16 protein-coding genes and 1 pseudogene are annotated in these 14276 nt (G+C 39.4%); 9 read left to right on the top strand and 8 right to left on the bottom strand.

Going from position 1 to position 14276, the window contains the following annotated elements; all coding sequences use genetic code 11:
* Positions 1-29: 29 nt before the first annotated feature.
* From ugpA to loiP, 4 genes are all read left to right on the top strand, one after another.
* Entirely contained in the window at positions 30-914 is an 885-nt protein-coding gene (ugpA, locus tag ABN236_RS06325; RefSeq protein ID WP_088493837.1) for a sn-glycerol-3-phosphate ABC transporter permease UgpA, read from the top strand.
* A complete protein-coding gene (gene ugpE, locus ABN236_RS06330) occupies positions 914-1762 on the top strand; it encodes a sn-glycerol-3-phosphate ABC transporter permease UgpE (protein ID WP_088493838.1) in 849 nt (282 codons plus the stop codon). Before ugpA ends, ugpE begins: the two co-directional genes overlap by 1 nt.
* Before the next feature lies 1 nt (position 1763).
* Entirely contained in the window at positions 1764-2864 is a 1101-nt protein-coding gene (gene ugpC, locus ABN236_RS06335) for a sn-glycerol-3-phosphate ABC transporter ATP-binding protein UgpC (protein WP_349473595.1), read from the top strand.
* Positions 2865-3358: 494 nt separating this feature from the next.
* Positions 3359-4111 (top strand): metalloprotease LoiP, encoded by a 753-nt coding sequence (gene loiP / locus ABN236_RS06340; protein ID WP_088493840.1) that lies wholly within the window; start codon positions 3359-3361, stop codon positions 4109-4111.
* Between the two features lie 50 nt (positions 4112-4161).
* On the opposite strand, the gene ABN236_RS06345 is transcribed toward loiP, so the two are convergent.
* Positions 4162-4632: a MarR family winged helix-turn-helix transcriptional regulator gene (locus ABN236_RS06345; RefSeq protein ID WP_088493841.1), complete on the bottom strand. Its 471-nt coding sequence runs from the start codon at positions 4630-4632 to the stop codon at positions 4162-4164.
* Between the two features lie 116 nt (positions 4633-4748).
* On the opposite strand from ABN236_RS06345, the gene ABN236_RS06350 reads away from it, so the two are divergent.
* The 4 genes and pseudogenes from ABN236_RS06350 to ABN236_RS19335 form a co-directional block, all read left to right on the top strand.
* Positions 4749-5936: an MFS transporter gene (locus tag ABN236_RS06350; RefSeq protein ID WP_349473596.1), complete on the top strand. Its 1188-nt coding sequence runs from the start codon at positions 4749-4751 to the stop codon at positions 5934-5936.
* A gap of 11 nt (positions 5937-5947) precedes the next feature.
* Positions 5948-6355: an aspartate 1-decarboxylase autocleavage activator PanM gene (gene panM, locus ABN236_RS06355; RefSeq protein WP_349473597.1), complete on the top strand. Its 408-nt coding sequence runs from the start codon at positions 5948-5950 to the stop codon at positions 6353-6355.
* Positions 6356-6505: 150 nt separating this feature from the next.
* On the top strand, positions 6506-6793 hold the full coding sequence (locus ABN236_RS06360) for a type II toxin-antitoxin system TacA family antitoxin (RefSeq protein ID WP_349473598.1): 288 nt from the start codon (positions 6506-6508) through the stop codon (positions 6791-6793).
* Positions 6794-6854: 61 nt separating this feature from the next.
* Positions 6855-7100 (top strand): annotated as a pseudogene (locus ABN236_RS19335) (hypothetical protein); the annotation flags it as partial.
* Here ABN236_RS19335 and ABN236_RS06365 read toward each other — a convergent pair.
* From ABN236_RS06365 to ftsY, 7 genes are all read right to left on the bottom strand, one after another.
* The gene (locus ABN236_RS06365; protein ID WP_349473599.1) at positions 7087-7362 is read right to left on the bottom strand and encodes a type II toxin-antitoxin system YafQ family toxin; all 276 of its coding nucleotides are present in this window, start codon (positions 7360-7362) and stop codon (positions 7087-7089) included. The pseudogene ABN236_RS19335 and the gene ABN236_RS06365 sit on opposite strands and share 14 nt — an antisense overlap.
* Entirely contained in the window at positions 7362-7619 is a 258-nt protein-coding gene (locus ABN236_RS06370) for a type II toxin-antitoxin system RelB/DinJ family antitoxin (RefSeq protein WP_088493845.1), read from the bottom strand. The genes ABN236_RS06365 and ABN236_RS06370 overlap by 1 nt, the downstream gene beginning before the upstream one ends.
* Before the next feature lie 209 nt (positions 7620-7828).
* Positions 7829-8992: a glycerate kinase gene (locus ABN236_RS06375; RefSeq protein WP_349473600.1), complete on the bottom strand. Its 1164-nt coding sequence runs from the start codon at positions 8990-8992 to the stop codon at positions 7829-7831.
* A gap of 94 nt (positions 8993-9086) precedes the next feature.
* Entirely contained in the window at positions 9087-9941 is an 855-nt protein-coding gene (rpoH, locus tag ABN236_RS06380; RefSeq protein WP_023583733.1) for an RNA polymerase sigma factor RpoH, read from the bottom strand.
* A 365-nt stretch (positions 9942-10306) separates the two neighbouring features.
* The gene (gene ftsX / locus ABN236_RS06385; RefSeq protein ID WP_349473601.1) at positions 10307-11284 is read right to left on the bottom strand and encodes a permease-like cell division protein FtsX; all 978 of its coding nucleotides are present in this window, start codon (positions 11282-11284) and stop codon (positions 10307-10309) included.
* Positions 11277-11942 carry a cell division ATP-binding protein FtsE gene (ftsE, locus tag ABN236_RS06390; RefSeq protein WP_023583735.1) on the bottom strand — a complete coding sequence of 222 codons (666 nt, stop codon included), beginning with the start codon at positions 11940-11942 and terminating at the stop codon, positions 11277-11279. Before ftsE ends, ftsX begins: the two co-directional genes overlap by 8 nt.
* 5 nt (positions 11943-11947) lie before the next feature.
* A complete protein-coding gene (gene ftsY, locus ABN236_RS06395) occupies positions 11948-13462 on the bottom strand; it encodes a signal recognition particle-docking protein FtsY (RefSeq protein WP_349473602.1) in 1515 nt (504 codons plus the stop codon).
* Positions 13463-13690: 228 nt separating this feature from the next.
* Here ftsY and rsmD point away from each other — a divergent pair, with 228 nt between their 5' ends.
* On the top strand, positions 13691-14275 hold the full coding sequence (gene rsmD, locus ABN236_RS06400) for a 16S rRNA (guanine(966)-N(2))-methyltransferase (protein WP_194951750.1): 585 nt from the start codon (positions 13691-13693) through the stop codon (positions 14273-14275).
* Position 14276: the final 1 nt, after the last annotated feature.

The following is a 14276-nucleotide window of genomic DNA, read 5'->3' on the forward strand; positions in this document are numbered from 1 at the left end:
TCTATTTTTATCGATTTACTGGATATTGTATGGCTTCTCAATCCATTTATTTCAAACAAAAATGGTTACCTCTAGCGCTGATTTTTCCTCAATTAGCTATCACACTTATCTTTTTTATTTGGCCAGCTGGGCAAGCTTTTTTTCAGTCATTTCAATTAGAAGATGCATTTGGATTGAGTCGAGAATTTGTTGGCTTTGAAAATTTTCAGCGACTTTTTAGCAATCGTTATTATTTTGATAGTTTGATCACGACGCTTATTTTCAGTACCAGCGTTGTATTTTTATCTATGTTATCAGCGCTGGTTTTGGCTGGCATTGCCGAACAAATTTTGCGAGGTAAACTTTTTTATCGCACCATTTTAATTTCACCCTATGCCATTGCGCCAGTTATTGCAGGCTTTCTTTGGTTATTTATGCTTGATCCCACGATTGGCGTATTAAGCCAACAATTAAAGAAAATAGGCATTAATTGGGACCCTGTACTTAATACACATCATGCTATGTGGATGGTGATTTTAACGGCAACATGGAAACAAGTGAGTTATAACTTTCTGTTTTTTCTCGCCGCCTTACAATCTGTACCTAAATCGCTTTTAGAAGCGGCGGCTATCGATGGTAGTGGTCCGATTAAGCGCTTTATAACGATCAGTTTTCCTTTAATTTCTCCTACCACCTTTTTCTTACTCGTGGTTAATTTTGCTTATGCCTTCTTTGATACTTTCGCCATTATTCACGCGATGACGCAAGGTGGTCCCGGAAGTAGCACATCAACACTGGTTTATAAGGTTTATAACGATGGTTTTGTGGGATTAGATTTAGGCTCTTCTGCCGCACAATCCGTTATTTTGATGTTTATTGTCGCGATCTTAACCATTATTCAATTTCGCTATGTTGAGAAAAAGGTGGCTTACTGATGGTTGAACATAGACCTTTATTTCATGCTTTTTGCCACTTTGTTCTTATTGTCGGCATTCTCTCTGTTGCATTCCCTGTCTGGATTGCACTTGTGGCAACAACACATCAAAATACCGAATTTGCTACTGGCTCTCCTCTTTGGTTCGGCACTGAAGGCTTTAATATTTTTAAATCGATATTTTCACAGGCAGGAACCACACAAAATAGCGCCATCTCAATTAACAGCATGTTATTGAATTCATTGATTATGGCGTTAGTTATCACCATAGGGAAATTAACAATCTCGATTTTATCGGCATACGCCGTCGTTTTTTTTCGTTTTCCGGGGAGAATGCTCGCCTTTTGGACTATCTTTTTTACGTTAATGCTACCTGTTGAAGTTCGCATTATGCCTACATTTGAGGTTGTCACTAATCTCAATATGTTGAACTCTTATGCAGGTTTAACCATTCCATTAATTGCCAGCGCCACAGCCACTTTTTTATTCCGCCAATTTTTTCTTACTATCACTCCTGAATTAATTGAAGCCGCTAAAATTGATGGAGCAGGCCCTATTAAATTCTTTTTCACTATCTTACTTCCTCTTTCTCGCACCAATATTGCCGCCTTATTTGTTATCACTTTTATTTATGGCTGGAACCAATATCTTTGGCCGATGTTGATCACAACCGATACTCACTACTACACCATTGTCATGGGCATTAAACAGATGGTTGCGGTTTCTGATGGTGTTGTTGAGTGGAATAAGATCATGGCAACCACGTTAATTGCAATGTTGCCTCCCGTCCTTATTGTCATTTTGATGCAAAGAGCCTTTGTAAAAGGCTTTATTGATACGGAGAAATAACATGACAACCGTCACTCTCACAAATTTAGAAAAGTGTTATCCAAATGGTCACCAAGCTATTTCAAAATTAAATCTTTCTATTGAGCAAGGTGAAATGGTGGTGTTAGTCGGTCCAAGTGGTTGTGGTAAATCGACTTTACTGCGAATGATTGCAGGGTTAGAAACCATTACACAAGGTGATTTATTTATTGATAATTTACGGGTTAATGAGCATGAACCTAGTGAACGTGATATCGCCATGGTGTTTCAAAACTATGCTCTTTACCCTCATATGTCGGTCTATAACAATATGGCATATGGTTTACGTAATCGAAAAACACCCAAAGCAAAAATTGAAGAACTCGTTACCAATGCCGCCCAAATGCTAGAAATTAGCCATTTGCTTAATAGAAAACCTAAAGAGCTTTCAGGTGGGCAACGCCAACGTGTCGCAATGGGAAGAGCCATCGTTCGTGATCCTAAAGTCTTTTTATTTGATGAACCTCTTTCTAACCTTGATGCTAAATTACGGGTGCAGATGCGTCTGGAGATCAAAAAATTACAGCGAAAACTCTCCACAACCTCTATTTATGTAACACACGATCAAGTGGAAGCGATGACATTAGCCGATAAGCTGGTGGTTTTAAATCAAGGAAATATAGAGCAAGTAGGCACACCGTTAGATATTTATGAAAGCCCAGCCTCCGTGTTTGTAGCTACGTTTATGGGCTCGCCAGCAATGAATATCTTAGATACTCCGATTAATCATGGTGTGATTGAAGTCGCTGATGGGCATATTGCCGTTTCATCTCAGCATTTTTCTTATCAAGCTATTAAATTGGGTTTACGTCCTGAACATTTGATTATTAGCCATCAACATCCTCTTTTTCATGTTGATGTGGAATTTATTGAAGCACTTGGTGCAGATGTTTTGATTTATGCCACTACTTGCGATAAACAGAAACAACCTCTCGTTATTCGTGCACCAAACGATCATGGTGTGAAAGTTGGCAATAAAATAGGTCTTACCATTCACCCAGAAAATCTTCATTTCTTTAATCAACAATCAGGGAAGCGTATTAATCGCCCTTTTATGCTCATCAGTGAATTAATGGTGTCATAACGTGCTGATATCGCTTGATTCATTTTCGGTTTAATCTGAATAGCGATGTTTAAACGTCGCTATTTATTTACCATTAAGCAATAAATATTAAAAATATAAAATTTGTCAGAATTAAACAAATAAAAACCATATCTAAACAGACTGTTGCTTTTATATTATTCCAAATAAATTAAAAACAAGATCACTCACTCTTAAAGTAAGTACAATTAAATGATGTATATAATATTTATATCAAGAAAACTTACCTTTCCAAGTTTAACTTATCAATTAATTCTCTTAAATTTAAAGAAGTTAAAATTATTAATTCATTTTTTATTTTCTATTAAGAAGATAAAAAATAATTCAATTCTACTGAAAACCGAAGAATATATATTGAGATAATATTTCTCACATAAAATGCTTATATTGCACCGATAGATAAGCGCTGTTATTCTTCTGCTCGAATTTGATCTGCAATTATATAAACTGCAAAGCAGAAAAGGACTTAATTAAAAATGAAAATTAAATTACTTGCTACGGTGATGGTATCAGCAGCGCTACTTTCTGGTTGCCAAAACATGAATACGGATATGCTAACCAAATCAGGAACTCAACTTTTCCAAGCAGCGACATTAAGTGATGACGATATCAAAGCGTTAACGAATGATGCTTGTAAAGAAATGGATGCACAAAATAAAGTTGCTCCTGCAAATAGCAACTACACCAAACGCTTAAATAACATCGCTAAAGCATTAGGTAATGAAGTTAATGGTACACCTGTAAACTATAAAGTTTATATGGATAAAGAAGTGAATGCATGGGCAATGGCTAACGGTTGTGTGCGTGTTTACAGTGGCTTAATGGATCTGATGACAGATAATGAAGTAGAAGGCGTTTTAGGTCATGAAATGGGTCACGTTGCCTTAGGTCATACTCGTAAAGCAATCCAAGTTGCTCACGCAACAGTTGCTGCACGTACAGCAGCGGCATCAGCAGGTGGTGTAGCGGCACAATTAAGTAGCTCTCAATTAGCAGAAATGGGTCAAAAATTAATTAATGCCCAGTTCTCTCAACATCAAGAATCAGAAGCTGATAATTTCTCTTACGATCTGCTGAAAAAACGCGGTGTGAATACTGCCGGTTTAGTCACAGCTTTTGATAAGCTCGCTAAATTAGGTGGCGGAGAATCAAGTATGTTCTCTTCTCACCCACCATCAAAAGAGCGTGCGGATAATATGCGTAATCGCATCGCTGAAGATAAGAAATAATTATCTTGCCCCTATATCTCATGGTATGGGGGTTTTCTTTTCAGGTTTATTTATTGCGACTGACGAAAACTATCCACAACATCGCTAAAAAAGCGTTTAATTGCCTGTTTTTCTTGCTGATCATATTGCTCAAATAGTGCAGACCATTTTGCTTGAGATTGTTGATGCAACACCTCATGAGCATGAAAAAGACGCTCTCCCTCAGCAGTTAAGATAAAAAATATTTCTTTTTGATTATCTGCTAACTTTATTTTTTCGATAGCTCCCTTCTTTTGTAGACGACTACAAATTTTTGAGACAGCCCCTCGTGTCATAGACATATATTCACTGATGGTTGTGAGATTTCTCATACTCTCTTCGCCAATACAATGGATCACATGCAGTTCAGTAAGTGAATAATTATCTAACCCATTCTCTTCTAATACTTTTTTATGGCTGCTATCTGTGCGCTCATCTTTAAGATGCAAAAAATCACTTAACCCTTTTAGTAAATCTTGTGTTGTTACACTCTCTTTTGCCATTTTGTTTCCTTGGAAAAAATATTTTATAAAATAGTACCAAAAGCATTTACAACAATCAAAATATCGCTATTATCTATTTTGTTTCCATGGAAACAAAAATAATGAGAGGCAATATAATGAAATTATCAATCCGCAGTCTGTTTTATCTTATTTGCTTTAGCGCACTATTAGGCTCTTTGGCACAAAATATCTATACTCCTGTACTTCCCTTGGTCCAGCAGCAATTTAATACCACGTTATCATTGGTTAATTTAACGGTATCTGCATTTACTTTTGCGATGGCTGTTATGCAACTATTTTATGGTTCATTGATTGATAAATGGGGAAGAAAACCGATTTTACTCAGTGGATTAGCCGTTTCTATTGTGGGTGCATTGGGTTGTGTTTGGTCTGATTCTATAAATTTATTAATTTTTTGGCGTGTGATCCAAGCTATAGGTATCGCCGCTATCCCTGTGGTTGCCGCCACTATTCTTGGCGATCTTTATCAAGGAAACGATCGTGCTAAAGCAATGGGATCGTATCAAATGCTATTAGCGCTAGCGCCGGCTTGTGGTCCTTTATTAGGGGGATATTTAGCGCAACATTACCAATATCAAGGCATCTTTATTTTCTTGGCGGTTATAGGTGTCATATTGCTTATTACCCATCTCTTTTATTTACCAGAAACACGTCCTGAGCAAAAAGATCCCTTTAAAAGCTTATCTGCAATGCAACAAGTGCTCACTGCACCTGCGGGTAAATCCGTTTTTGTAATAAGTTTTATGGTGTTTTATAACTATTTTTGCCTCTTGGTATTTTTACCCTTGATTGCCTTTCATCTCTATCAGCTAAACAGTACTGAAATTGGTGGATTATATGTACCAATGTCGATTGCACTTATTTTAGGTAGCTATTTCTATCGTAAAGTTTGCCATCTATTTAGTGTTGAATATGGAGTGATATTCACCTCTTGTATCAATTTGATTATGTTGATGTTATTTGCACTATTTTGGCAAATCTCACTACCGATAATGCTTGGTTTAACCGTGTTATATGGGTTTTCTTTAGGTTTAACCATGCCAACGCACACGACATTATTGACAAGTTATTTTAGCTCGATGAGAGCAACGGCAATGGGGATTTATAACTTTATTCGTTATTGTGGAATGGCTGCGGGACCTATGATTTCAGTCTATTTTGTGACTGACAATAATTATGAATATGTCTTTTATTCTTGTGTGATCTTAACGAGTTTGGCATTGTGTTTCACCATTAAGACCTTAATGTCTTCATTAAAAGAAAAAAAACAAACTGCAAACTAACAGGATATTTAATGAAACTGACCATTGAAAAACTGACACAGCCCTCTGAACAAGACCGTATTGATTTAGGCAAAATTTGGCAAGATGCACGTTATCAATCAGCCCTAAAAAACGAGATCAACAACGAGAATGTACTCTTTGTGGCAAGATTTAACGAACGATTGTTAGCCGCTTGCTGGGTGAAATTATCGAATGAGAAAGCTGTTATCTCTGATTTTATGGTAAGAGAAGTAACACGCCGTCGCGGTGTTGGACATTATTTACTGACACAATGCTTATCTGCCTATCCTGATATTCACCATTGGCAGGCAATAAGCTTATCAGCAGAAGAAAGCGGGTATGATATTGCTCATGCTTTTTTAGCACACCATCAATTTAGTGCATCACCACTGTCAAATATTTATACCCTAAATATTTGACAGTGTTCTTACTCTAAATAATTCAACAACAAGCGAATAAGTCGCTATGTTGGTATCACGCCTGCCAGTAATCTTGCATTTATAGCGTAATAACATTGACATTACACCTATGCATACTTAGCAAAATATGCAATAAATTTGGGGGTTAATATGCCAACTCAAAATGATGTGCCTGTAACACGTTCATCACTGAACTTGAGAATAAAGCCGAAAGATAAAATCCTGATTGACCATGCAGCAAATGCGGTGGGGGAAAACCGTGCTGAATTTGTCCTTGAAGCCGCGCGGCGTGCTACTGAGGAAACATTGGCGGATCTGAGAGTGATTAACGTCAGCTCCGAGGTATATCAAGAGTTTATTAACCAGCTTGATGCCACGCCCGTTAGCAATAAGGCATTGAAGAAAACTATGATGTCTAAATTCTCTTGGGAGAAATGACATTGAAACTAACTGCTCCTCTCAAAATCAACTATTTACTGGTAGGTTTTTCCTCTAGTGAAGAGAGCTGGTCAAAGATGCCTGTCATCGTGTTATTCAGGCCTCTGGGTTAGTAAGCATTCGGGGGGTAGTGGTCCATGCTCTAACTGATGATGCTAAACGATTCTATAAGCACATTGGTTTCGTCCCTTCACCGCTTGACCCCATGATGCTGATGGTAACGCCTGCCGATCTGCAACTCGCAAACTTGTTTGTGGCTTCTCCTGAGAACAAAAAACGCTCTCAGAGGAGCGTTAATAATTACTAAAAATGTCTTGATGCGTACCAGTTCTGGCAAGCCTTAATTCATCACCATCAACCTTATAAATCAGTAACCAGTCACCTTCAATATGAGCATCACGGTACCCCCGCCAGCTCCCTGACAAAGGATGGTCAACATACTCCGGTGGTATATTGTCCTCATTAACCAGTAATTCAATAAGTGTTTTTAACTTCCCCATATCCTTACCGCGTTTCTTTTGTCTCTTTACATCCGACTTAAAGGCACTTGACTGTACAGGGATAAGCATCAGATACCCAAATCATCAAAAAGATCATCAACAGAATCAAAATGCTGACCTTTTCCTGAATCTAATTCAGACATGGCGATTTGCGTTTTTTTATTCGGTGTTTTTACCTCAAAAGGAAGTTTACCCTCGTCAGCAACACGTATCATGACCATACGGATCACATCCGAAGTATTCAGTCCCATCTTTTCAAGTGCCTGTACCGCACGGTCTTTAACATCCTGCGGGATCCGGGCTTTAACTGTGGCATCAGCTATCATAGTAATAACCTCCCAAATAATCAGGAGTTAATACCGAAACTCCTGTTGAATTACAGTTATTGTGCACCCATTGTGGTCACAAATCAACATTCTTAACATTAGAAACCGATACAGAAACCCCGACTTCGATTCTGCTCCTGTCGCTGAATCTAGTGTGTCAGCCGTTCTGCTAGGAGCATACATAAGTATGTGACTAGTGCGAGTGAATATTAGTCAACAACGCTACAACTTGAAGTATGACGAGAACGAATAGTATAAAATCTAGCCACATTATAAGCCGTCTCACTAAGATTCTTTTGCGCATTATGAAGTGCATCAGCCAGTGTAGAAACACCCGGCACAATAGAGAAAACAGCATCAATACCCTGCTGATGAACTACATCATAATCGGGTAAATAACCACCAACCAAAGCAATGACAGGAAGATGGTATTTTTTTGCGAGCAAGGCTACACCCGTTGGGGTTTTACCTTGTGCCGATTGGCTATCCATTCGACCTTCACCAGTTATTACCAAATCCGCATCAATTAACTGTTTTTCTAATTCAACAGCATTAGCCACCAATTCAACACCTTGAGAAAGTGTTGCTTGCGTAAATGCAAGTAAAGGCAAAGCCAATCCACCTGCAGCACCACTTCCTACAATATTGATAAGACTACGTTGCGTCATTTTCTCAAGATAAGTACCAAAATGATGTAATGCGTTATCAAGTTGCGTAATATCATCTTTAGTCGCTCCTTTTTGAGGACCAAAAATAGCGGATGCCCCTCTTTCTCCACACAACGGATTTGTTACATCACAGGCAATCTCAATTTCAACATTTTTTAGTTTAGGATTAAGGGCTGTCATATCGATAGAGTGAAGTTGTGCTAAGGCAAGTCCCCCAAACGGCAGAGATGTACCAAACTTATCTTTAAGACCTAGACCAAGCGCTTGCATCATTCCTGAACCCGCATCATTTGTGGCACTTCCGCCTAATCCCAATATGATTTTTTTAACGCCCATTTCAAGTGCAGCATTAATTAATTCACCCGTACCATAACTGGTCGTTAAATTGGGATTGCGTTGAGATGAAGGAATAAGATGAAGACCAGAAGCTTGTGCCATTTCAATCACGGCAGTGGTGTTATCCCCTAAAAGCCCCCAAGTTGCGGTCACTTGTTTACCTAAAGGTGAACACACTTGTGTCGATATAAAACGGCCTTGCGTTGCATCCACCAGCGATGTCACCGTTCCTTCGCCACCATCAGCCATAGGAATACAACAATATTGCGCATTGGGTAAGTAACGTGAAAAACCCTGTTTTATTGCCATCGCAACGTCTTTTGCACTTAAACTTTCTTTAAAAGAATCAGGGGCGATAACTATTTTCACATTCTTTTCTCCAAGCAATAAAAAAGCGATATTTTCATATCGCTTTTATAACATACTCTACTTTATGAGAGAGTGTGCTTGGTCTGAAATGTGATTAATCTTCAATCGCTAAACGCAATTTCTTCATCGCATTTTTTTCTAATTGGCGAACACGTTCAGCAGAAACACCGTATTTTGTCGCCAAGTCTTGCAATGTCGATTTGTTATCATCATCTAACCAACGAGCACGAATAATATCTTGGCTACGTTCATCAAGGGTTTCAATTGCTGACGTTAGTTTATCCGTTGCATGATTATCCCAGTTATCTTCTTCGATGCCATCGGCAAAGTCAGAAGATTTATCTTCTAAGAAGAGTACAGGGGCGATAGGATGTGAATCATCACTATCATCAGCAGTCATATCAAATGCCATATCTTGTGCTGACATTCGTGATTCCATTTCTCGGACATCACTTTCTGATACGCCTAATTCTCTTGCAACAAGTTCCACTTCATCTTGATTAAACCAACCTAAACGCTTTTTATTTTTTCGCAGATTAAAAAACAGTTTACGTTGCGATTTTGTGGTCGCCACTTTCACGATACGCCAGTTACGTAGCACATATTCGTGAATTTCAGCTTTGATCCAATGCACAGCAAAAGAGACCAGTCGAACACCCACTTCTGGGTTAAAACGACGAACCGCTTTCATCAAACCAATATTACCTTCTTGGATAAGATCAGCTTGTGGTAAGCCATAACCTGAATAGCTGCGAGCAACATGAATAACGAAGCGCAGATGTGAAAGGATAAGCGTTCTTGCCGCATCCAAGTCACCATCGTAATGCAGCCGTTCAGCGAGTTCCTTTTCTTCCTCTGCGGTTAACATCGGATAGGAATTGGCTGCACGTATATACGCTTCGATGCTGCCTTGCGGAACCAATGCTAAGGATTGCATTTCTTTTGTCATTCAAATCCTCATGAAAATCAAATAAATAATTAAAATTATCGCTGTAAGGGAAAGTAGATGAGCCTTCTAAATATAGCTTAAATAGGAAGTCAGTTAAGGTTTTTTACGATGTATTTTTATCATAACGACTATTCGACCAGCATAAAGACTAAAGGTTCATCTCGCATCTATGTTTACATATCTTTGTACTTTTCTATCACTGAAGCAAATATGACAGTTGCCTTACTGTAGAAAAGAGTGCGCGCATTATTATGCCAGAGACGGGGTGTTGATAAAATGGCTGGGTGACGATATTAACGTAACCCAGCCTGATAAAAAATATCTTCTCATTATTTAGAGGATAAGTACAAAAGTGCTCTAATTGATTATTCTGGTGTGAATTGACGTAAATGTTGCATTGTCGTCAACCATGCCGCAAGCCAACCAATTGTCATAGCAACAAGAATAAGAATGATAGATTCATCAAAACCTAATCCTGAAATAGAAAATGAAGTCCCAAACACGGTCGCGGCTTGAGTAACTACATCAGAGAGTTTCCACACCAGTAAAGCTGAAAAAATTAGGGCAAACACGGCGCCAATAAAGCCTAGAATTAATCCCCAATTCAGGAAAGGACGCATAATAAAACCGTCAGTTGCACCAATAAGTTTCATAACATTAATAGTATCGCGGCGACTGAAAATATTGAGACGCACACTGTTACCAATCACCAGTAACAAAGCAACAACCATCAATGTACCAATCACCAAGGCGATTTGCCCAACTAATGACGTTAACGTTGAAAGCCGAGAAAACCAGCTATCATCCATTCTGACTTCATCAACACCAGGTATTTTCGCTACTGTATCACGCAGATTTACCATTAATTGTTGATCGCTAGGCTCCATAACGGGTGTCACAATCGCCACAGCAGGTAATGGATTTTCTTCTAACATATCTAACGCACTACTAAAGCCAGCCCAAGAACGAAATTCCACCAGCGAATCTTGTCGTGAAAGGTAGTTAACACTTTCGACTTTTTCTAAGGCTTCAATTTTTTTGATTGTGGCTTCAGCTAATGAATCATCAAGAGATTTATCAAGATAAACAGTTAATTGTGGTGTTGGATACCATTGTTCTGCCGCTGTTGAGACATTCTTCCACACAATATAAAAGATGCTAGGCAAGGTAAGAGATATTGCGACAACCATTACCGTTAAAAAAGAGGAGAGCGGTTGGCGTAAAAAATCTGCCATCGTGTTACGCCATGCATAACGCCACTGTTCGCGTCTTCCCCCTTTTAGCGCCTTGGTTTTTGCACCCGGCGTTGGCATTGATTTACGGGAACTTTTTGCTTTAGCCATTTTGTCCTCCCACCATTCTGCCTTGCCCTAATGTAAGAATGCGATAATTTCTACGTTCTATCAGCGACATATCGTGCGTCGCCATTAACACGGTTACGCCAACACGGTTGAACTCTTCAAAAAGGCGCATGATCCCTTCTGAAAGCTCGCCATCAAGGTTACCTGTTGGTTCATCTGCGAGTAAAACAGTCGGTTTATTCACAACAGCGCGCGCAATACCGACACGCTGTTGTTCACCACCAGAGAGTTGAATAGGATAATTTTTAGCTTTATCCAATAGTCCTACTTTATCTAAAGCGGCGGAAACTCTTCGCCGAATATCCTCTTCACTCGCGCCAGCAATAATCAGGGGAAGAGAAACGTTGTCATAAACCGTTCTGTCCATCAATAAGTGGTGATCTTGGAAGATCATCCCAATTTGACGACGCAGAAAAGGGATCTCACTATTTTTGAGTCTACTGATATCGTGACCAGCAAACCAAATAGCGCCATCACTTGGGCGTTCTATTCCACAAATTAACTTAAGCAATGTACTTTTACCGGCACCAGAGTGACCCGTTAAAAAAGCCATTTCACCAGGGCGAAGATGAAAATCAACCCCCTGTAATGCTTGTCTTCCACCTAAATAAGCCTTGCTGACGTGTTCGAAGCGGATCATTAAAACTACTCCTCGCGGGCAAACAGAGCCTCAATAAAATCGTCGGCCTTAAACGGACGTAGATCTTCAATACCTTCACCTATCCCGATATAACGGATAGGAATACTAAACTGATCAGCAATGGAGAAGATAACGCCCCCTTTTGCTGTACCATCGAGTTTAGTCAATGTTAATCCAGTTAGCCCAACTGTTTCATTAAAGAGTTTTGCCTGACTAACTGCATTTTGTCCGGTACTTGCATCTAACGTCAGCATCACTTCATGTGGTGCTTCTTCGTCTAATTTCTTCATAACACGAACGATTTTTTTCAGCTCTTCCATTAAATGGGATTTATTCTGCAATCGTCCTGCGGTATCAGCAATAAGAACATCGACACCTTTTGCTTGGGCTGATTGAATCGCATCAAAAATAACAGATGCAGGATCAGCGCCAGTATGTTGTGCCACAACAGGGATATTATTACGCTCACCCCAAACTTGTAACTGTTCAACCGCTGCCGCACGGAATGTATCACCCGCAGCTAACATGACAGATTTACCTTCAGCTTGGTATTGTCGCGCTAATTTTCCGATTGTGGTTGTTTTACCAACACCGTTAACACCAACCATTAAAATAACAAAAGGTTTTTTACCTTCAATATTTAATGGTTTATCAACTTTACTTAAAATATCGCCCATCTCTTCACGTAATTTACCGTAAAGGGCTTCAGCATCTTTAAGATCTTTATGAGTAGCGTGTTTAGTCAGACTAGTGATGATTTTAGTTGTGGTTTCCATGCCCACATCAGCAATTAAGAGTTGCTCTTCTAACTCTTCAAACAGCTCATCATCAATTTTCTTACCACGAAATAGACCAAGGAATCCTGAACCTAAGTTTTGGCGAGTTTTCAGTAAGCCTTTTTTCAGTCGGCTAAAGAAACCTTCTTTTTTAGGTTTCTCTTGTTCAACAACTTTATCTGCCAGCACTTCTTCGCGTAAAGATTCAATATCTTCAGCTTCTGCTTGCGCAATAGCGAGACGTTCGTTTTCCTCTTCTTGCGCTAAACGTTGAGCTTCGGCCTCTTGAGCCAAGCGTTCTTGCTCTAGGCGCTCTGCTTCTAAACGTTCTTGCTCCGCTTTAAGTTCAGCTTGGCGCTGAGCTTCTTCTTGCGCAAGGCGTTGGGCTTGTGCTTCTTGAGCTAAACGCGCTTGCTCTGCATGTTCTGCCTCTAAACGCGCTTGCTCTGCATCTATTTCTGCTTGTCGCTGGGCTTGTTCTTGCTCTAAACGTTGTTTTTCAGCCTCTTGTGCCAATCTATCTTGCACAACACGTTGCGCTTCTTGGCGCTCTGCTTCTAAACGTTCTTGCTCTGCTTGTAATTGCGCTTGGCGAGCCGCATCTTCTTGAGCTTCTTTTGCCAAACGTTCTTGTTCTAAACGCTCTTCTTCTAAGCGTTGCTGTTCTTTCTCTTGCTCAATATTTTCTTCTTTGTTACGCCCAAAACCGAGCCACGAGAAAAAACCTTTTTTTTCTTTTGCCATTAGCTACTAAACTCCTCGCACTAAATCATGGCGCGATTACATTGACGATATTGAAAATAATAATGAAGTCTATCATTTGATCATGGATAAACGCATCTTTTATACGAATTTTATGGTAAATTATTCCGGATTAAATCAAGGGAAGTCATCGAGATAACAACAGACACGAATTCCTTATTCCAAAAGACACTCCAAAACTCACGTTTAAACGATATAAATCAAAATAATATGGCCAAAAAACCACAAAAAGCCCCAATGGGACAAATCAGAATAATTGGGGGAAAATGGCGTGGTCGTAAACTTCCGGTTCTCGATAGCCAAGGATTACGACCAACAACGGATAGAGTAAAAGAAACGCTCTTTAATTGGCTAATGCCCGTTATCCAAAATGCCCGTTGCCTTGACTGTTTTGCAGGAAGCGGTGGTTTAGGCATTGAAGCCCTTTCTCGCTATGCTCTTGAAACCACGTTTATCGAATATGAACGTGCAGTTGCCCAACAAATTACCGCAAATTTAACCTTACTTAATGCCGAGAATGGGCATGTCATTCAAGACAGTGCATTGTCATATCTTGCTAAACAAGGTTCGCCTTATAATGTCGTTTTTTTAGATCCTCCTTTTCATAAAGGCATGTTGTCAGACACTATCCAATTATTAGAAAATAACGGTTGGTTAGCGCAAGATTGCTATATTTATATTGAGGAAGAAGTTAAAGCACAGACTTATACAATTCCGACTCATTGGACATTACATAGAGAAAAGATCGCAGGGCAAGTCGCGTATCGTCTTTATATTCGCAGTTTATCTGCTTAAT

Source organism: Proteus sp. fly-1013 (assembly GCF_040140245.1).
Classification (GTDB): Bacteria; Pseudomonadota; Gammaproteobacteria; order Enterobacterales; family Enterobacteriaceae; genus Proteus; species Proteus mirabilis_B.

What these genes read in the sequence shown, in the direction of transcription:
- rsmD (WP_194951750.1), top strand. Translation starts at nt 13,691, where the DNA reads ATGGCCAAAAAACCACAAAAAGCCCCAATGGGACAAATCAGAATAATT.
- ABN236_RS06370 (WP_088493845.1), bottom strand. Translation starts at nt 7,619, where the DNA reads ATGATAGCTGATGCCACAGTTAAAGCCCGGATCCCGCAGGATGTTAAA.
- ugpC (WP_349473595.1), top strand. Translation starts at nt 1,764, where the DNA reads ATGACAACCGTCACTCTCACAAATTTAGAAAAGTGTTATCCAAATGGT.
- ugpE (WP_088493838.1), top strand. Translation starts at nt 914, where the DNA reads ATGGTTGAACATAGACCTTTATTTCATGCTTTTTGCCACTTTGTTCTT.
- loiP (WP_088493840.1), top strand. Translation starts at nt 3,359, where the DNA reads ATGAAAATTAAATTACTTGCTACGGTGATGGTATCAGCAGCGCTACTT.
- ugpA (WP_088493837.1), top strand. Translation starts at nt 30, where the DNA reads ATGGCTTCTCAATCCATTTATTTCAAACAAAAATGGTTACCTCTAGCG.
- ABN236_RS06350 (WP_349473596.1), top strand. Translation starts at nt 4,749, where the DNA reads ATGAAATTATCAATCCGCAGTCTGTTTTATCTTATTTGCTTTAGCGCA.
- ftsY (WP_349473602.1), bottom strand. Translation starts at nt 13,462, where the DNA reads ATGGCAAAAGAAAAAAAAGGTTTTTTCTCGTGGCTCGGTTTTGGGCGT.
- ftsE (WP_023583735.1), bottom strand. Translation starts at nt 11,942, where the DNA reads ATGATCCGCTTCGAACACGTCAGCAAGGCTTATTTAGGTGGAAGACAA.
- panM (WP_349473597.1), top strand. Translation starts at nt 5,948, where the DNA reads ATGAAACTGACCATTGAAAAACTGACACAGCCCTCTGAACAAGACCGT.
- rpoH (WP_023583733.1), bottom strand. Translation starts at nt 9,941, where the DNA reads ATGACAAAAGAAATGCAATCCTTAGCATTGGTTCCGCAAGGCAGCATC.
- ABN236_RS06345 (WP_088493841.1), bottom strand. Translation starts at nt 4,632, where the DNA reads ATGGCAAAAGAGAGTGTAACAACACAAGATTTACTAAAAGGGTTAAGT.
- ftsX (WP_349473601.1), bottom strand. Translation starts at nt 11,284, where the DNA reads ATGGCTAAAGCAAAAAGTTCCCGTAAATCAATGCCAACGCCGGGTGCA.
- ABN236_RS06365 (WP_349473599.1), bottom strand. Translation starts at nt 7,362, where the DNA reads ATGCTTATCCCTGTACAGTCAAGTGCCTTTAAGTCGGATGTAAAGAGA.
- ABN236_RS06360 (WP_349473598.1), top strand. Translation starts at nt 6,506, where the DNA reads ATGCCAACTCAAAATGATGTGCCTGTAACACGTTCATCACTGAACTTG.